Source organism: Acidovorax sp. FG60 (assembly GCF_057808995.1).
This window is the reverse complement of record NZ_JBMDJC010000002.1, coordinates 126,181-143,688: the sequence shown is the minus strand read 5'-3', so window position 1 is coordinate 143,688 and position 17,508 is coordinate 126,181. Positions and strand designations below refer to the sequence as shown.

The window sequence follows — 17,508 nt, the reverse complement described above, 5'->3', positions numbered from 1 at the left end:
TTTCAGCGCGGGCGGAGTGTGCAATAGAAAGCATACTGTGTAAATTGTTAAATGACATGTATCAAACGATACGTGGCGACATGACGTACCTATCCCGTGGGTCTTGGTGGGCCCGGCCGGGCTGATTTCGGCGGCGCTGGGCCGGGTGTTTTTCCGCCATCTCTGCGCGGAGCGCCACAATCGGGCCATGGATTGGGACCATTTCCGCTATTTTCTGGAGCTGGCGCGCGCTGGCACGCTGGCAGGCGCCGCCCGCCGCCTTGGGGTGGAGCACACCACCGTGTCGCGCCGGTTGCAGGCGCTGGAAAAGCAGGTCGGCTCGGCCCTGTTTGCCCGTGAAGCAGGCGGCCACCGGCTGACCGAGGCCGGGCGGCAGCTGATGCCCAAGGTGGAGGCGATGGAGACGGCCTTTCTTGCGGTCGAGAGCGCGGCCCCGGGTGTGCGCCAGGGCCTGCACGGCCTGGTGCGCATTGGCACCACCGAAGGTTTTGGCAATTTGATCCTGGCGCCCCAACTGGCCCGCTTTGCGCTGGGCCACCCGGGCCTGGTGGTGGACCTGCTGGCGCTGCCCCGGCTGGTGCACCTGTCCCGGCGTGAGGCGGACATCGTGATCTCGCTGGAGCGCCCGGCGCGCGGGGCGGTGCTGGTGGTCAAGCTCACTGACTATGTGCTGCAGCTGTACGGTGCGCGCAACTACTTGGCGGGTCATGCGCCCATCCATACGGCCGATGATTTGCGCGGCCACACCTTCATCAGCTACGTGGATGACCTGCTGTTCAGCAAGGAACTGCAGATCCTGGACGAGCTGCACCGCCCCGCGCATTTTGTGCTGCGCAGCACCAGCATCCTGGCGCAGTACGAGGCGGCGCGTGCCGGCGGTGGGCTTGCGGTGCTGCCTGCGTTCGTGGCGGCGCAGGACCCGTCGCTGATCCCGGTGCTGCCTGGGCTGGCGCGGTTTCAGCGAACGTTCTGGATGTCGATGCCTGCAGAGAACAAACACGTTGCACGCATGCAGGCCACGTGGGCGTTCTTGCGCGAAGCCGTGGCAGCGCAGCAGGGGCTCTTGTTGCCACCAGTTGTTTGAATTTGCTATATAAATAATAGCGTTTTGCGCTTTATCTATAAGCGCCAGGGCCTGTTTTTATTCATTTTTTGCCCACCAAAGCCGTGTTCATCCCGCTGGCGCCGGGGCCGATCAGCGCCGGGTTGCTGTGGCGGAGGTTCTCCACTCTGCCGGAACCCATTCATACAAAGGGCTGGGGTCCCGCTGCCAGCCCTGGGGCGCCACGGCCCGGGCAGTGCCTGCGGGCAGGCCGCCGCCTGGACCCATGTCGATGGCGGCCAGTTGCTGCATCCAGGTGACGTCCACGGTGCCGTCGGGCGCGGGGCGGGAGAAGATCAGCGCCAGCATCCGGCGCGCCTGGGGATCGCCGCTGCTGGCAGCGATCTGGTACAGGCGCACGGCTTCGGTGTAGTTGGCGGGAACGCCATCGCCCTGGTGGTACCTCCGGGCTTCGTTGTACCAGTCTGCTGCGCTGTAGCGGGCGGACCGTGCGCCCCCGGCGGGTCCGCTTTGGATGCGGCTGGTCAGCAGGCTGGCGTTCGCTGCCGCGGCTTCAGATCGTGTGGACGCAGACTGGAACTGGGCCAGCGCTTTTTCGAAGTCGCCTGCCGCCAGGTATTCCAACCCGAGTTCGTTTCTGGCCTGCGCATTGCCCGCGCGGCTGGCCTCGGTCAGCAGCTTCAGCAGGGTGGGGCTCGATGGGGGCGGGGCCAACGCGCCTGCGTCCCGCGCCGGTGCTGCGGCACTGGGCTCGTCCATGGGGGCCAGTGCCTTGGCGGCATGCCATTGCAGGTACTTGGCCAGGCCAGGCTCTGTACGGCGCACCAGAGCGATCCAGTGCATGGCCGCGACCGGGTTGGGCGCTGCAACACAGCCGCTGAGCTGGCACCACGCCAGGCCGGCAGGTGCCAGTGGGTGGCCCAGCATTTGCGCGCGCTCGAACCAATGCTGGGCTTGTGGCGGGTCTGCGGGCATGGCCAGGCCATGCAGCGCCAGCAAGCCCAGCAACCAGGCCGCATCGGCAGGGGTCATGTCGGAGGTCACACGGACCGCAGAGGGGCGCTGTTTGCGCATGGCCGCCCCATCGCCTTGCGCTGTGCGGCGAAGTGTCTGCAACTTTTTCTCCCGGTCAGGATGGTCAGGCCCCGGTGCGCGTGGCGATGCTGCATGCAGGGAGGAACGTTCGATGGGGGCTTCGGCAGGTGAGGGCAGTGCATGCACGGACCCCAGCGCCGGCAAGGCCAGGCCCAGAAAGGCTGTGCCGACCGCTGCCAGTGCATGGGCCACATGGCCGCAGTTGAAGCGGCGGCGGGTGAGGGGCAGGGCGGTCATTGCTGGCTTGCGCGGTGCTGGATGGCCTGGCTTTGCGGGCCGGGCCTTACTTGCGCGCTGCGGGTTGTGCGGGGGCTGGCGGTACCACCCTGCGGGGCACCACGTTCCAGTACACCGCGTTGCCCGTGTATCCCCCAGCGCCCCAGGCCGCCGCAAAGGCTTCGTTCAGCCGCTCCAGTGCGTGGTAGTTCTTGAGGGGCTTGAGCGGCGGGCCACGCAGCGCGTCCGGCAGCCGGGGCGTGCTGTCTTCGTCGGTGGCAAAGCAGGCGACACCTTCGGTGCCGGGGCTGGCCGCATCCATGATGAAACCGGGGTTGGGGCTCATCCAGTCGGGGATGCGGATTGCCTGGTTGGCAGACACCCATCCTGTAGGGTGTGCCTGGTTGGGCAGCAGGCGTATGACGGTTCCGGTCGCGTCAGCCAGATAGCACTGCAGATAGGAGGCCCGTGACACCGTGGCGGACAGGAAGATCTGCTCGCCCACTTCGAAGGCTGTGCGCTCCAGCAGCACATTCTCGATCTGCAGGTTGATGGTGCGCTCGGGCGGTGTGGCGCCATACTTCACCGCACTTTGCGTGCTTGTCACCACATCGTCCAAAGCATCTGGCCCTGCCTGCCCTTCGGCGGCCTGTGCCACGGGCTCAGCGTGGGTGCTGGCCCAGCCAATGCGGGCCAGCGTGCCCTGGGCCGACAGACCCACAAAGTTGCGCAGCGCGCGTTCGTAGGTGGGGAAGTCCACCACCCCTGTCACCACCATGCCGTTGTCGGCCTGAAAGCGTGCCAGCGCCCTGCGCAATAGAGGGCTGTTGTCGGGCAGCGGTGTAGCGCTGGGCGCCAGATACCCCTGGCTGGCGAGCGAGCGCGCCACCAACTGCGTGCGCACTGCAGGCGAGCCCTCGTCAAACCAGTCACGCAGCTGCCGCTGGAAATCGGGGTGGTTTTGCTCCAGCGTCAGGCACTGCCAGTACGGCACGCGGGCCCATTTGCCGACGAGCTCGATGGTGGCCAGATCCACCAGGGTCCGCACGGCGCCGCCCGATCCCTGGGTGTAGTCGCGCCCCACATTGAACTGGACTCCGTAGGTGCCGATGCGCCCGGCCAGATCAACGCCTTGGCCGCCGTTGCCGATGATGACTTCGTTGGCCGAGTCGAGCCCGGGGATCAGCGTACGGGTGCGAAAGTCGCCCAGGTGCATCTCCAGCCCGATGATGGTTGCGTTGCGGCTCTGGCTGTAGCCCAGGTCGATCCGCGGTCCGGAAAGCCCCGTATCGAACCGGTTGTTGATGACGTTCTGGTCCACGTACGAGATCGAGCCCGACAGGTACAGCGCGGGCCGCTGCAGCTGCATCTGGTTGTTGTTGAGCAGGATCGTCGTGAGGTTCTGCACCGTGTCCTGGCGCGCAATGTCCACTTCGTAGTCGACGAAGCGGAACGCATTGCTCAGGCGCGACATCTGCGACAGCGCGGTGATCACCATGTCCTTGGTGGCCACGGTCACGCGGGTGGAGTAGTCGGGGATCTGCTTGCTGGTGATGAGCGTGGTCGGCAGCTGTGCGTCGCGCAGCAGGTGGTCCATGCACATCAGCGAATCGGAAAAGCTGGAGATGGAGCGGGTAGGGCGCACCACGGGCCGGTCGGTGATGGAGGCCAGGCTTTGAAACTCCTGGTCCTTGCGCGGGTCCCGGGGGGTGGCGCAGCCGCCAAGCACCAGCGCCAGCAGCACCGCCCACAGCGTTGCGTGATGGGGACCTGCTTGGGTGTGCTTGTCGGCACGGGCCTGGCCGAGTGCGATGGGCGGCATGTTGTCTCTCCTCGCTGCAGGAACTGCAGGGCAGAACGGGTTACTTGCAGATGTTGACGAGATCGCCCCGCAGCACCACCACTTGGGGGGCTTGGCTTGGGCCATATTTGCCTGTGCCCGTTGCGGCGCCCGATACGGTGTTGCTGCCCACCTCCTGAACGCAGGTCTTTTGCATGCCTTGCGCGTTGGCGGTGGTGACGACGTCGTTGTTGGTCAGAACGCCGCCCGGGTCGTCGGAGAAAGCCTTGGCCTCATAGCGTGCAATGCGGGCGCGCAGCCACGACGGCATGGTGCTGGCGTTGTCCAGGCCTGTGGATGCCGCTGCCGCCCCTGTGGGCTGCATCTGGATGGTGAGCTTTTTGGTGAGGACGACCGGGTCTTCGCCGGGGGCCTGGGCCCACGCCGGGACCGCAAAAAGCACGGCTGCGAAGGCCGCTGCCCATGTCGCCCAGCGTGCAAAAAAACGTGTGCTCATGGAACACCTCCTGGAAAGGGGAAAGGACCGCACCCGGGCTGCCAATGCAGCCATGCCAGTGCGCTCCTGGGCAAACACGTCCGGGCAGCTGCGCGCGGCCCGGACCCAGCCCGCCATCGGCCGTTGTGTGCCGCAGTGGCGGCGCTCTCAGTGGGGCCAGCCAACCGTCTTGGTGGGCTGGCAGGTGAAGCAGGCATTGTTCGAGGCAATGTTCTGCACGGCCTTGCTGTTGCTGCCGCTGGACAGGTTGTTGACCGACGAATTGATCATGGCGGTGAACTGGTTGGAATTGCCGCCGATGGTGACCTCGCCAACGTTGGAGGAGAGGTTCTGGCTGGCATAGGCTTCGCTGCCGCTGGCGGTGTTGGTCAGACTTCCGCCGAAACCGGTCACGGTCTGGACCGAGTTGCCGCTGATGGTGACGTTGCCTGTGTTGGAAGCGAGGTTCTGGAACGCTTCACTCTTTGCGCCTGTCGAGTTGTTGTTCACCGACACCGAAGTCAGGGACACAGACTGGGTGGAGTTCCCGGTGATGGTGATTTCCGGGCTGGAAGCTACGGGACCGGTGGCCAGGGCGGCAGAGGCAACGGCGCTGAGTGCAATGAAAGCAAGGGTTTTCATGACAGATCCTTCAAGGATGAACTTCGACACATGCTGCAACCGCAGCGAATCTGCGATGCAGGGCTGGACAGGCTGTCTGGTCAGTGCCCGGAAGGGGGCGATGGCCGTGTGGCGCTGTCTGGTTTCAGTGTGTTCCTGGATGTGTCGGCCGCAAATACGCTGGGCGGGCTAACTCAATCGATGGAGCGACCCGCTTCTTGCGTTCACTTTGCTTCCTCTGCCACGGTCAAAGGTGCGCACTGCTGTGCATAGGAAAAAGCGGGGAACGAGCGCTGAATTTCAGGTAGTAACCATTTGTTAAGTTTGTGAAGTTCACAATTAGTTATAGATTTCAATCTTTTTTTGCCGCATCTTGATGTGCCGCAGCCCCTTGGGGTGGCGCGCGGAAAAAATGGAATTGAAAGCCGCGTCGGCTTTGGAGCCTCGTACAGAGATACAGCAGCGAAAACCGTCATTGAGTCGCAATGGACCAAGTCCGCAGGAGTTTCTAGTGATGAGCAACTGGCAGCCTGACAACTCTCCGAACCCGCCCGTGCCGGCGTTGGCCTGCTTACCCTTTGCAGATGCAATGCCAGCGCCGCAGTGGTCATCCGGGCAATTCGACACTTTTGACAGCCCGCCTTCTGTGTGGCCTGCCTTTCTCACGGGGCAAAAGGCCAGCCCGGTGCGGGTGCTTCTGGTGGACGACGACCCGCATATCCGCCTTGTCATCGCCCAGGAGCTGATGGCAGATCCCCGCACCCTGCTCGTAGCGCAGGCCGGCAGCGTGCGGGAAGGGCGCAGAGCGATCAAGCAGCATGATTTTGATGTGCTGCTGGTGGACCTCAATCTCGGCGATGGCGATGCCTTTGATTTGCTGGGGCTCCTCAAGTCGGCGCGGCCTTCTGCGCAAGCCGTGGTCATTTCGGTCATGGAAAACGACGAGCAGGTTATGCGCGCATTCGAACTGGGAGCTGCTGGCTACGTGGCCAAGAACTCGTGGTTTCGCAACTATTCGATGGCGGTGCTGCAGGTGGCCAACGGTGGCGCATCCATCACGCCGAACCTGGCCCGCAGGCTGCTGCAGCGTTTTGACCGCATCCACGGCGCCGAGACCAAGCGGCGACAACCCGACGAGGCAGAGCGCCTGTCTGAGCGCGAAAAAGAAATCCTGCGCATGGTGGCCAGCGGCTACACCAGCGCCGAAGTGGGCTCGCGCCTGCTGATCAGCGGCATGACAGTCAACACCCATCTGCGCAACATTTACCGCAAGCTGCAGGTGCGCACGCGCGCGCAAGCGGTGCGTTTTGCCTCGCTGCGGGGACTGTTTTAGCGAGCGTTCATAGGAGGGAGCCACTGTAGATGTGCAGGTCCCGGAAAGGCAGATGCCCTTATGTTTCGCACCCGCCCACCCTGGTTTGCCGTCGTCTGCATTGGTATCTGGCTACTACAGATGGCATTGATTGCCGTGGCATTTCACTGGATCGGGTCCGTAAGTTCGTCAATGCAGCGGTGGTGGGAGCTGGCTGTGGTGGGCGCGACCATGGGGCTTGGTGCAATGCTGCTGGTGCAACTGCCCAGGGCCTTGCAGTGGCGCCCCCGGCTCAGCCCGCGGCCCAGTACGGAGGTCCTCGCCGAGCGGCGGCGCATCGCCAGGGATCTGCATGACAACCTGGGCGCCCAACTGGTCTGCGCCCTGGTCTTGCTGGAATCTTCGAAACTCCGCGAGCCCGTGCTTCATGCGGCGCTGGAGAAGTGCCTGCTCGACCTGCGGTTGATCGTGGATTCGATGGACAGTGCGGATGCACCGCTGGCGGATCGCCTGGCGCAGCTGAGATACCGCATCTGTCCTGTGCTGGCGCAGCGCGGCATCCGCATGCTGTGGGATGTTGAAACGCCCCCATGTGCAGATTTTCCGCTCCCGGAGAGCACGACCCATCTCGTAGCCATTGTTCAGGAGGCCTTGAGCAATGCGCTGCAACATGCGCAGGGCACCGAGATCGAGGTGCGCGCGAGGAACCTCCCGGACACCGGGGCCTGGTGCATGGAAATCCGCGACAACGGCCGGGGTATGGAGCCGCCGGGGCCGCAAAGCACGGTGGCCACTGGCAAAGGAATGGCAGGGATGGCGCACAGGGCAACGCTGGCGGGTGGAGATTTGCAGGTGCTCCAGGGCGAGCACGGCGGCACCTGCATCCGGGTGGTGGTGCCCTGGGCACGCGCAACATGAAGCGCCACGCACCGTGGCGTGCCTTGTTGCGATTGCTTTCAAGCTGATCGGCGGCGGGTGTGGACCAGCGGGCGCAAGTGGATAGGATCGCCTCGCTGCTGTCCTTCGCCCCACACTGATTTCCCATGCCTGACCCAAGCCTGCCTCCATCCACTCCACCCTGGTGTGTGCGCCACCGCGCAGCAGCCCTCGTCACCCACGGCGGACGGGTGTTGCTGCACCAGCTGGACGGCGACAGCTTCTGGGCTCTGCCCGGCGGCGCGATCGAGCCTGGCGAGAGCGCGTGCGATGCCCTGGCGCGCGAGCTGCAAGAAGAGCTGGGTGCGGACAGGGGCACGTGCATCGCCGTGGGCTCCCTGACCGTGGTGGCTGAGAATTTTTTTGCCTATGGGGGCGTGTCGTACCACGAGATCGGGCTGTATCTGCGCGCTAACCCTCTGCCCGGCAGCCCGTTGGCAGCGACTGATGGCCCCTATGACGGCGTGGAGGGGGCTCGCAGGCTGGTGTTTGCTTGGTTTTCTGCTGCCGAGCTGCCCGGCTTGGATATTCGGCCTGCTTTTCTGCGGGCATTCCTGGGCGACTTTTTGAAGCAGGAGCCCGCAGGCGTTCTGCACATCGTGCACCGCGATACTCCCCCGCAAAAAACGGATGGAACGGCTGGTGCCCATCAACACACTGCCCTCACCACAGGATGACGACGATGACTCCCCAAAATTCTCAGGCCCATCCAACCCGCTGGGTCCGGCTCACCGCACTGCTTTTGCTGGTCTCCCTGGCTGCCTGCGGTGGCGGCGGCTCGGCCGACGGACCCACCGCAGGTGCCGATGCGCCATCTCCGGCACCGGCCCCGGCGCCCGCACCGGGGGCATCCCCTGCACCGTCCGTGCCCGGTGCGCTGTCGCCCACCTACACCGGCGAAGGCACGTTCTACGGCGCCACGGGCGAGGGCAACTGCACCTTCGACGCGAGCCCCGGCAACCTCATGGTGGCGGCGATGAACGGCCCTGACTATGCGGGCAGCGCCGTCTGTGGCCAGTTTGTGGCGGTGACCGGGCCCAAGGGGTCCATCACCGTGCGCATCACCGACCAGTGCCCCGAGTGCAAGACGGGCGACCTGGACCTGAGCGAGTCCGCATTCGCCCGCATTGCCGACCCCGTCGCAGGCCGTGTTCCCATCCGCTGGCATGTGGTGCCGGGTGATGTCACGGGCCCGGTGAGCTACCGCTACAAGGAGGGCAGCAGCCGCTGGTGGGTGGCCATCCAGGTGCGCAACCACCGCTTGCCCATCACCGGGCTGGAGATCAAGCCCAGCGGCAGCGCAGACTGGATTGCCGTGGCGCGGACCGACTACAACTACTTCGTCCACCCCAGCGCGATCGCCACAGGCCCGCTGCAGGTTCGCATCACCGCTCTGGGCGGCGCCACGTTGATCGACACGCTGCCAGAGCCCTCTGACGGAGTTGTGGTCGCGGGGGCCGGGCAGTTTCCGTGAGCGTCCTGTTTCGTCTCCATCTCGTCACCCTCTGACCCTCTGACCCTCTGACCCTCTGACGCCAAGCCGTGAACCCTCTCGAACTTCAGTCCTATCTGCACCAGCACATCCCCTTGTCCCAGGCCATGGAAGTCACCGTGGTCGAGGCATCGCCGCACCAGGTGGTGCTGAGCGCGCCGCTGGCTCCCAACATCAACCACCGCGAGACGGTGTTTGGCGGTAGCGCGTCGGCCGTGGCCATCCTGGCTGCGTGGTCGATGTTGCACCTGCGGCTGTCGGCCGAGGGGCTGGGCAGCCGCCTGGTGATCCAGCGCAACACCATGGACTATCTGGCGCCCATCGACGGCACCTTCACCGCCGTGGCCCAGGCGCCTGCGGAGGGCGTGTGGCAGCCGTTCAAGCGCATGCTGCAGCGCAAGGGGCTAGGCCGCATCGCGCAGGCGTCCGCTCTGCACTACCAGGGTCAGCCTGCGGGCCAATTGGTGGGGGAGTTTGTGGCCTTTGGGCCTGGCTACCAATAGCCGTTGCGGTACAACACACTATCCACCGAACTCGAAGGAGCACAGCGTATGGGATTGCTTGACGGCGTGATGGGCAACGCATCCAAGATTGATGCTGCCAAGATTCAGGAGGAATTCAGCCGCATCCTGGCCCCGGGGGAGGTGGTGGAGCATGCCTACCAGCTGATCCGCGACTATTTTGTGTTTACCAACAAGCGGTTGGTGCTGGTGGACAAGCAGGGCATGACGGGCAGCAAGGTCGAATACCACTCCCTCCCGTACAAGAGCATCACGCACTTCAGCATCGAGACCGGTGGCACGTTCGATCTGGATGCAGAGCTCAAAATCTGGATATCCGGCTCAGCAGCGCCGTTTCAAAAGCGGTTCAACAAGAAGCTCAGCATCTATGAGGTGCAGTCGGTGCTGGCCAGCTACGTGCTGAAGTAACGCGGTTTACCCAGTTTCATCCGGGCATTGCAGCAATGGGGGTCGCGTACCCTCAGCTCACTGGGCGAAGCGGTGGCCTGTCCTTTTGACACAGGCACCTGGGCTTTCGCCACACAGGAGTTCACAGCGATGTCCCCCCTTATCTCTGGCCTGGCTTCGGTCGCCTCCTTGATTTTCAACGCCACCGCCGGTGGCCCTGGCAAGTCGTCCGCGTCGCGGCGCAGCGGGGCTGATGTGGAACCCGAGCCGTCTGCCGTGCTCACCCTGAGCCCGCAGGCGGAGGCTCTGGCGGGCTTTGCAGGCAAGGGCATCCTGGTGTCGCAGGGCAAGTTGGAGAACACCCACGGTGCGGTGGCACGCGGGAGCGCGGGTTCGGCCGCCAATGCAGCGTCGGCCGCATTGTCGGGCCGCCCGGTGTCCACCCAGGATTTTCAGGAACTGCTGACCCGTTTTGGCGCCGACGATGCGCAAAAGGCGCAACTGACGGCGGGGTTTGATGCGAACAAGGACGGCTCCATCACGCAGGATGAATTCTTGAAGGGCCTGGCCAAGACCAAGGGCGCCCAGGCGGGCAGCGACTTCTCGCAGGCCGTGATGCAGTTGATGGATCGCAGTGGCAATGCCGATGGCAGTGTGGCGGACAAAGAGTTTGCTGCGTTTTCGACCGCGTTTGCCGCGACGGGCGCCAAGCGGGCTGGGGTGGCGTAAGCGGCGGCTTCGTCTGGGCGCGATACGCGGTTCCGTTCACAAAAAAGCACAACGGCCCGAGACGGGCCGTTGTGCTTTTTGCGGTTGCCGCTGCCCACTTTTCAGGGGCTGGCGGCATGTGCGCAGTGCGGTCGGAGGTCTATATCCGACCCATGAGCAGCAAGATCACCAGGATCAGCACCACCAGGCCAATCCCGCCGCTGGGTCCGTAGCCCCATGAGCGGCTGTGGCCCCAGGTGGGCAGCGCGCCGACCAGGATGAGGATCAGGACGATCAGGAGAATCAGCGAGAGTGACATGGCGGTTCCTTGTTGTGGGTTGCGGTGAATGCATTGTTGGGTGCATCCAGCGCGCTACCCGCAGGTGCCACGCCCGCACGGTGGTCAGGGTTTTCCGACACGCCGTGTGGGATGGAGGGCTGAGGTCGTGCTGATGGGAAACAATAAAGTGCTATTGAAAATATAGCTGCTAGCGCTTTACGGATAAGCGCTAGCAGCCAATTTTTATCAATTAGTGTGCTCCAGCGGCATCTGCAGCACCTGCGCCCCCCGTTCTGGCGGGGCGGCGGGTCAGCCAGATCAGCCCGATCAACAGCAGGAACAAGCCGGCCGAGCCCAAGAAGATGTCATTGGCCGCGCGTGTGAACGCCTGCTGGTCGATGAGCCGGTTGATCTGCGCCAGCGCCTGCATCTGCGTGAGGCCGGACGCGGTGAGGTTGTCCAGCGTCTGTGCAAACACGCCCTGGCCCTGCACCAGCCCTTCGGTCAGGTGCGCGTGGTGCATGGCGGCGCGGCTCTCCCACAGCGTGGTGGCGATCGACGTGCCCATGGCCCCAGCGGTGATGCGCACGAAGTTGCTCAGGCCCGCAGCTGCCGGGATACGCTCTGGCGCGATACCCGCCAAGGTCAGGGTGGTCAGCGGGATAAAGAAGAACGCCATGGCCGCGCCCTGCAGCAGGGTGGGGATCAGGATGTGGATGAAGTCCGTCTGCACCGTGAACTGCGAACGCATCCACAGCACCGTGCTGAACACAATGAACGCACCCGTGGCCATGCGGCGCGGGTCCCACTGGCCCACCTTCTTGCCCACCAGCGGCGTGAGCAAAATGGCAAAGACGCCCACCGGCGCCAGCGCCATGCCGGCCGAGGTGGCGGTGTAGCCCATCCACTGCTGCAGCCACAGCGGCAGCAGCACTACGTTGCCGAAGAAGAGGGCGTAGGCCACCGACAGCGCCAGCGCACCAAAGGTGAAGTTGCGGCCCTTGAAGAGCTTCAAGTCCACCACCGGGTGCTTCTCGGTCAGCTCCCACACCAGGAAGACGACAAACGCCACCACGGCGACCACGGCCATGGTGATGATTTCGCCCGAGGCGAACCAGTCCAGCTCCTTGCCCTTGTCGAGCATGAGCTGCAGCGCGCCCACCCACAGCACCAGCAGGCTGAGGCCCACCGTGTCGATGGGCAGTTTGCGGATGGGGGTCTCGCGCTGGCGGTAGATGCCCCAGGTGAGCAGCCCGGCTAGCAGGCCCACGGGCACGTTGATGTAGAAGATCCACGGCCAGGAGATGTTGTCGGTGATCCAGCCGCCCAGCAGCGGCCCCACCACGGGTGCGACCAGCGTGGTCACGCCCCACAGCGCCAGGGCCGTGCCCGCCAGGGCCTTGGGGTAGCTGGCGAGCAGCAGCGTCTGGCTGAGCGGGATCATCGGCCCGGCCACCAGGCCCTGCAGCACGCGGAAGAACACCAGCATTTCCAGCGACGAGGCAAAGCCGCACAGCCAGGAGGTCAGCACAAACAGCATTACGCTCATGGTGAACAGGCGCACCGCGCCAAAGCGCTGCGTGAGCCAGCCGGTGAGCGGCACCGAGATCGCATTGGCCACGCCAAAGCTGGTGATGACCCAGGTGCCCTGGCCGGGGCTCACGCCCAGGTCACCGGCAATGGCGGGGATGGAAACGTTGGCAATGGACGAATCCAGCACGTTCATGAACGTGGCCAGCGACAGGGACAGAGTGCCCAGCAGCAAGGCCGTGCCTTGCAGCGGCGGGTAGGCGGCGGGGGCCGGTGGTTGCGCTGCTGCGGGCGCGGCCTTGGCGGGCGCCTGATCGGCTGCGTCTGCAGTGGGGTTGGCGGCGGTCATGCGCTATCCACCCCGTTTACTGCACCACAGGCGACTGCACTGCCGAGGCCACCGGGGCCGAGGCGTGTTGCTGCTGGCTTTGCGCTGGCGCCTTGCCCACCTTGGGCGATGCCACGGCGACGGCGGCCTTGCCGCTGCGGCCCAGGTTGGCAGCAATGATGTGCGCCACCTCGTCGTCGGCAGCCTTGAACTGCGCGTCGAACACGGCGGTGGCAGCCACGGGGGTGGTGCGCTGGGTGTCGGCCAGCGTCTTGCCGCTCTGGTCGGCCGTGTCCACCTTGACTTCCATCGACAGGCCCACGCGCAGGGGGTGCTCCGCCACTTCCTTGGGGTCGAGCGCAATGCGCACAGGCACCCGCTGCACTACCTTGATCCAGTTGCCGGTGGCGTTCTGCGCAGGCAGCAGCGCAAAGGCGGCGCCGGTGCCCGCACCCAGGCCCGTCACCGTGCCGTGGTAGGTGACCTTGGTGCCGTACACGTCGGCTTCCAGCTCAGCAGGCTGGCCGATGCGCAGGGTCTTGAGCTGGCTTTCCTTGAAGTTCGCGTCCACCCACAGGTCGTTCAGCGGCACCAGCGTCATCAGCGGGGCGCCTGCCTGCACACGCTGGCCCACCTGCACGCCGCGCTTGGCCACGTGGCCGTCCAACGGGGCGACCAGCTGGGCGCGCTGCACGGCCAGGTAGGCCTCGCGTACGCGGGCCGAGGCACGCGCCACGTTGGGGTGCTGTTCGATAGAGGTGCCTTCGGTCTGCGTCTGGCTGGCTGCCAGCTGCTCTTGCGCGGCCAGCACGGCCGACTGGGCGGCGGCCACGGTGCTCTTGGCAGCGGCCAGCTGGGCAGTAGCGTGCTGGAACTCTTCCTTGCCCACGGCGCCGCTGGCCATCAGCGGTGCGCGGCGGTTCACGTCGTCCTGCATGCGGGCGGCATCGGCCTGGGCGCGGGCCAGGTCGGCGCTGCGCAGGCTGACTTGCGCCTTCAGGGTGGCGTTGTTGGCATACAGCGTGCGCACTTCGCGCACGGTCTGGGCCAGCTGGGCCTCGGCCTGCTCCAGCGCCACGCGGGCGTCGGCAGGGTCGAGCTTGACCAGCAACTGGCCGGCCTTCACGTAGTCGGTGTCGTCCGCGCCGATGGAAACCACGGTGCCGCCGATCTGCGGCGTGATCTGCACCACGTTGCCCGCCACGTAGGCGTTGTCGGTGGTCTCCACATGGCGGCCATTGGCCCAGTGCCAGCCGCCCCAGCCGATGGCCACCAGCGCGACGGCGGCGGCAATGAGGGTGAGGCCCCGGCGGCGGGCGGTGTTGGCTTCGTTGGCGGTGAGGGGTTCGCTGTGGGCGGTCATGGCAGTGTTCTTTCAGGAATGTGTTGTTGTGTTTTTGGATGTGTGTGGTTTGGTTGCCGGTCAGTGCGATGCGGCGGTGTGCAGCACCGCTGTGTCATCTGTCCAGCCGCCGCCCAGGGCCTTCATCAGCACCAGGCGTGTGTCGAGCTGGCGGGCACGCAGGTCCACGGCCAGGCGGCGCTGGGCCAGCACCTGGCTTTCGGTGCTCAGCACCACCAGGTAGTTGCCCAGGCCCGCGCGGTAGCGCTCCTGCGCAAAGCGGTAGGCCTTTTCGGCGCTGGCCACAGCTTCGTCTTGCAGCGCCTGCTGGCGGGTAAGCGACTGGATGGAGGCCACGGCGTCGCCCGCTTCCTTGACCGCATCCAGCACGGCGGCGTTGTACTGGGCGATGGCGGCGTCCAGCTCGGCAGCGCGGCCGCCCAGCTGGGCGCGCAGGCGGCCGCCGTCAAAGATCGGCAGGCGCAGCGCGGGCGTCACGCCCATCTGGCGCGAGCTGCCGTTGAACAAGCGGTCAAGCCCCAGCGAGTTCAGGCCAATGAAGGCGCCAATGTTGATGTTGGGATAGAACTCGCTGCGCGCGCTGTTCACGCCTTGCGTCGCTGCCTCCACGCGCCAGCGCGCGGCCACCACGTCGGGGCGGCGGCCCAGCAGGTCGGCGCCCAGCACCTCGGGCACGGCGGTGGGCTGCAGCGCGGCAAGGCGGGGTGTGAGCTGGGGCAGCGCGTCGGGCGCCTGGCCGGTCAGCACGGCCAGCTGGCGGCGGCCCAGGGTGATCTGCTCTTCGAGCGCTTCGATTTGTGTGCGGGCATCGGGCACAGCGGCCTGGGCCTGGGTCAATTCGACCTGGCTGTCCAGGCCTGCAGAGGTGCGCTCTTGGGTGAGCTTGCGTTGCTCCTCGCGCTGGGCCAGGGCCCGCACTGCAACATCGCGCTGCGCCACCAGCCGGGCCAGCGCCACATAGCTGCGGCCTACCTGGGCGGCCAAGGTGTTGGCGGCGGCAGCTGCATCGGCCTGGGCGGCGCGGGCCTGGCCCAGGGCGGCCTGCAGCTCGGCGGCATGCTGGCCGAAGAAGTCGGGCGACCAGCTCAGCGAGGCCTGCACGGTGCCGCTGTTGTAGGTGTTGCCTGCCACCGGCGCGGGCACCAGGCCGTTGGCGGTGTAGCGCTGGCGGGTAGCGTCCACGCCCAGGGTGGCTTGCGGGCCGTTGGCGGCCTCGCGCACCTGGCTCAGCGCCACGGCCTGCTCCAGCCGCGCGCGGCTGACGGCCAGGCTGGGGTTGCCTTGCAGGGCTTGGTCGATCAGGGTGTTGAGCTGCTCGTCGCCCAGCGCTTTCCACCACTGGCTGGGGGCGGCGGTGTCGGTGGCTGCGGCGTTCAAGCCCACGGCCGACGGGGTGGTCTGCGCCAGCGGCGTATGGGCAGTGCCGGGGCTGGCGCATCCGACCAGCAGGAGCGCAGCGGCCAGCGCCAGGGCCGATACCGCGAAATGGGCGGCCAGGGCCGAGCGGGTAGAGGGCAGGGGGGATGGGGTGTTCACGGGGTTCTCCAGAATGGTTTTGGGGTGTTGTGTGGAGGAAAACGGTGTGGACTGCGCGTTCAGTCGGCGTCTGCGCCGCGCTGCTGGCGCAGCGCTTCGCCATTGGCCAGCATGCGGCGCAGCAGGCGCAGCAGCAGTTGCCATTCGTCATGGGTGAAGTCGCTCAGGTGGCCGTTGAGCACGTCGGCCAGCACCGGGGGCACCTGGGCGGCTACCTTGTCGCCCTCGGGGGTGAGCGCCAGTTGCACCACGCGGCGGTCGGTGGTGGAGCGCTCGCGTGCCACCAGGCCCTTGGCCTCCAGGCGGTCGAGCGCGCGGGTCATGGAGGCCGGGTCGGTCTCCAGGTCCCGCGCCAGGCTGGCCACGGTGGTGGTGGGGCAGCGCGAGATCTTGAACAGCGGCAACCACTGGGCGTAGGTCAGGTCGTGGGTGGACAGCTGCGCATCGGCCTGGGTGCGGATGGACGTCATCACCTTGCGCATCAGGTAGCCCACGCTGTTTTCGGGCTGAAGCTGGTGGGGGCTGTAGAAGCCCGGGCCGGGCTGCGACGGCGAGGAGGTGTGGGAAGTCATGGAGGGTGAATTTAATTGACTAGACAATGATTGTCTTGGCAAGTAGATAACACCCGCGATGTACTCAGGGTTTTTACGGGGTCATGATTGCTATCAAAGGGATAGCTATAGATGAATACAGACGTGCGCAAGGGACCAATTTGGCATTGAGCCGACGGTACAGCAGATGAGAGTGGGCCGCCCGCGCAGGCCCGTGCAGCGCGTGGACGTATCGGCTATTGACCGGTCAGGCGCTGCGCCCAGGCGGGCAGCGGCTGGGCCAAGGGGGTGACTTGGGCGGGAGAGCACACGGCCACCAGCTGCGGCCCGGTGCCGGTGGCCTCGGCAGCGTCATACAGATAGGACACATCCGCCTGCCGCACGGCCTGGGCCAGGTTCTCCATGGTGCGGGGGTAGCGGGCCAGGATGCGTTCGGGCGGCACCGGGTGCCCACCTTCGCGCACGCGCTGCGCCACGCGGGCCAGCAGCCGGGCCGGGTCGTCCAGCGCCACGATGTACAGGGCCACGGTGTAGCCGCAGCGCTGGGCTTCTTCGATGAGTTCCAGTTTGGAAGGGTGTGAAAACACGGTTTCGCTGGCGAAGTCTGCGCCTTCGCGCAGCAGGGTGGCACGACGGTCATCGGCCCATTGGCGGGCGGCTTCGGACCGGGCTTCGGGGTCAGCAATGTGCTGCAGGTGCGCCTGTTCATACAGGTCGGCGTTCACAAACTCCAGCGGCGGACCCAGGATGCCTTCGCGCACCAGGGCGCGGTACAGCGTGGATTTGCCCGCGCCGTTCGGGCCTGCCAGCAGGTGGAACCAGCGGGGTGGCGTGTGGTGGCGGGGCGGTGAGAAGGGCTGCTGGGCGGGGGCCACCATGCAAGGTCAGGCGACAGGGGTGGCGGCTTTGGCCTGGTTCTCCTGCACCACTTCACGCACCCGCTGCGCCAGCGTGCCGCGCGTTTGGGCTGCCAGCAGGCGGGCGGTGAGGGCATCCACCGACGTGGGGGCCGCCAGGGCGGCGGTGCGCGCCGCTGCGGCTTCGTACTGCTCGATGGCGCTGCGTGCTTCCTGCACGCTCAGGCCGGTGTGTTCCACGATCTGGCCCAGCGTGGCCCAGTATTCGATCTGGCTGGCCACCGAGCGGCGCATGGGCTGCGCGGCCTGGCGGGCCTGCTCCACCAGGTGGGCGGGGAGCTTGACGGAAGAAAAGGCAGTGGCGGACATGGCTATCTCCTGATTGGCGCATTTTGCGCCAATCAGGGCGTGAAAGCAAAGTGCTCTGCCGGCCTCA

19 protein-coding genes are annotated in these 17,508 nt (G+C 65.9%); 8 read left to right on the top strand and 11 right to left on the bottom strand.

Translation table 11 applies throughout. The features are described 5' to 3' along the window. Positions 1-187 precede the first annotated feature (187 nt). Positions 188-1,084, top strand: a complete 897-nt coding sequence (locus ACODS0_RS03455) for a LysR family transcriptional regulator (protein ID WP_488832849.1) — start codon at positions 188-190, stop codon at positions 1,082-1,084. Positions 1,085-1,195: 111 nt separating this feature from the next. Here the strand turns inward: ACODS0_RS03455 and ACODS0_RS03450 are convergent, their stop codons facing one another. From ACODS0_RS03450 to ACODS0_RS03435, 4 genes are all read right to left on the bottom strand, one after another. After that, on the bottom strand, positions 1,196-2,395 hold the full coding sequence (locus tag ACODS0_RS03450) for an SEL1-like repeat protein (protein ID WP_488832847.1): 1,200 nt from the start codon (positions 2,393-2,395) through the stop codon (positions 1,196-1,198). Between the two features lie 46 nt (positions 2,396-2,441). Next, positions 2,442-4,196, bottom strand: coding sequence for a DUF4384 domain-containing protein (locus ACODS0_RS03445; protein ID WP_488832846.1), 1,755 nt, complete (start codon positions 4,194-4,196; stop codon positions 2,442-2,444). A gap of 40 nt (positions 4,197-4,236) precedes the next feature. Next, complete coding sequence (locus ACODS0_RS03440) at positions 4,237-4,671, bottom strand: hypothetical protein (protein WP_488832844.1); 435 nt, start codon at positions 4,669-4,671, stop codon at positions 4,237-4,239. 147 nt (positions 4,672-4,818) lie between these two features. Beyond that, positions 4,819-5,292, bottom strand: coding sequence for a hypothetical protein (locus ACODS0_RS03435; protein WP_431149364.1), 474 nt, complete (start codon positions 5,290-5,292; stop codon positions 4,819-4,821). A gap of 568 nt (positions 5,293-5,860) precedes the next feature. Between ACODS0_RS03435 and ACODS0_RS03430 the strand changes: the two genes are divergently transcribed. The 7 genes from ACODS0_RS03430 (at position 5,861) to ACODS0_RS03400 (ending at position 10,648) form a co-directional block, all read left to right on the top strand. Then, a complete protein-coding gene (locus ACODS0_RS03430) occupies positions 5,861-6,604 on the top strand; it encodes a LuxR C-terminal-related transcriptional regulator (protein WP_121422759.1) in 744 nt (247 codons plus the stop codon). 60 nt (positions 6,605-6,664) lie between these two features. Beyond that, complete coding sequence (locus ACODS0_RS03425) at positions 6,665-7,501, top strand: sensor histidine kinase (RefSeq protein WP_488832842.1); 837 nt, start codon at positions 6,665-6,667, stop codon at positions 7,499-7,501. Between the two features lie 125 nt (positions 7,502-7,626). After that, a complete protein-coding gene (locus ACODS0_RS03420) occupies positions 7,627-8,196 on the top strand; it encodes an NUDIX hydrolase (protein WP_488832840.1) in 570 nt (189 codons plus the stop codon). A 5-nt stretch (positions 8,197-8,201) separates the two neighbouring features. Further along, positions 8,202-8,993, top strand: coding sequence for an expansin EXLX1 family cellulose-binding protein (locus ACODS0_RS03415; protein ID WP_488832838.1), 792 nt, complete (start codon positions 8,202-8,204; stop codon positions 8,991-8,993). A 68-nt stretch (positions 8,994-9,061) separates the two neighbouring features. Then, on the top strand, positions 9,062-9,514 hold the full coding sequence (locus ACODS0_RS03410; RefSeq protein WP_488832837.1) for a YiiD C-terminal domain-containing protein: 453 nt from the start codon (positions 9,062-9,064) through the stop codon (positions 9,512-9,514). Between the two features lie 48 nt (positions 9,515-9,562). After that, positions 9,563-9,940, top strand: coding sequence for a PH domain-containing protein (locus ACODS0_RS03405; protein WP_121420259.1), 378 nt, complete (start codon positions 9,563-9,565; stop codon positions 9,938-9,940). Positions 9,941-10,069: 129 nt separating this feature from the next. Next, positions 10,070-10,648 (top strand): EF-hand domain-containing protein, encoded by a 579-nt coding sequence (locus ACODS0_RS03400; RefSeq protein ID WP_488832835.1) that lies wholly within the window; start codon positions 10,070-10,072, stop codon positions 10,646-10,648. A gap of 139 nt (positions 10,649-10,787) precedes the next feature. Here ACODS0_RS03400 and ACODS0_RS03395 read toward each other — a convergent pair whose 3' ends face one another. The 7 genes from ACODS0_RS03395 to ACODS0_RS03365 all read right to left on the bottom strand — a co-directional run bounded on the left by ACODS0_RS03395 (position 10,788) and on the right by ACODS0_RS03365 (position 17,441). Next, positions 10,788-10,946 carry a DUF3309 family protein gene (locus ACODS0_RS03395; protein WP_007856361.1) on the bottom strand — a complete coding sequence of 53 codons (159 nt, stop codon included), beginning with the start codon at positions 10,944-10,946 and terminating at the stop codon, positions 10,788-10,790. 211 nt (positions 10,947-11,157) lie between these two features. Beyond that, positions 11,158-12,786, bottom strand: a complete 1,629-nt coding sequence (locus ACODS0_RS03390) for a DHA2 family efflux MFS transporter permease subunit (RefSeq protein ID WP_488832833.1) — start codon at positions 12,784-12,786, stop codon at positions 11,158-11,160. 16 nt (positions 12,787-12,802) lie between these two features. Next, positions 12,803-14,128, bottom strand: coding sequence for an EmrA/EmrK family multidrug efflux transporter periplasmic adaptor subunit (locus ACODS0_RS03385; RefSeq protein WP_488832831.1), 1,326 nt, complete (start codon positions 14,126-14,128; stop codon positions 12,803-12,805). A gap of 60 nt (positions 14,129-14,188) precedes the next feature. After that, positions 14,189-15,664, bottom strand: a complete 1,476-nt coding sequence (locus ACODS0_RS03380; RefSeq protein ID WP_488832830.1) for an efflux transporter outer membrane subunit — start codon at positions 15,662-15,664, stop codon at positions 14,189-14,191. Between the two features lie 59 nt (positions 15,665-15,723). Next, entirely contained in the window at positions 15,724-16,236 is a 513-nt protein-coding gene (locus ACODS0_RS03375; RefSeq protein ID WP_121420256.1) for a MarR family winged helix-turn-helix transcriptional regulator, read from the bottom strand. Positions 16,237-16,451: 215 nt separating this feature from the next. Further along, a complete protein-coding gene (locus tag ACODS0_RS03370) occupies positions 16,452-17,093 on the bottom strand; it encodes an ATPase (protein WP_488832827.1) in 642 nt (213 codons plus the stop codon). Positions 17,094-17,099: 6 nt separating this feature from the next. Beyond that, positions 17,100-17,441 carry a TA system antitoxin ParD family protein gene (locus ACODS0_RS03365; RefSeq protein WP_121506270.1) on the bottom strand — a complete coding sequence of 114 codons (342 nt, stop codon included), beginning with the start codon at positions 17,439-17,441 and terminating at the stop codon, positions 17,100-17,102. Positions 17,442-17,508 lie beyond the last annotated feature (67 nt).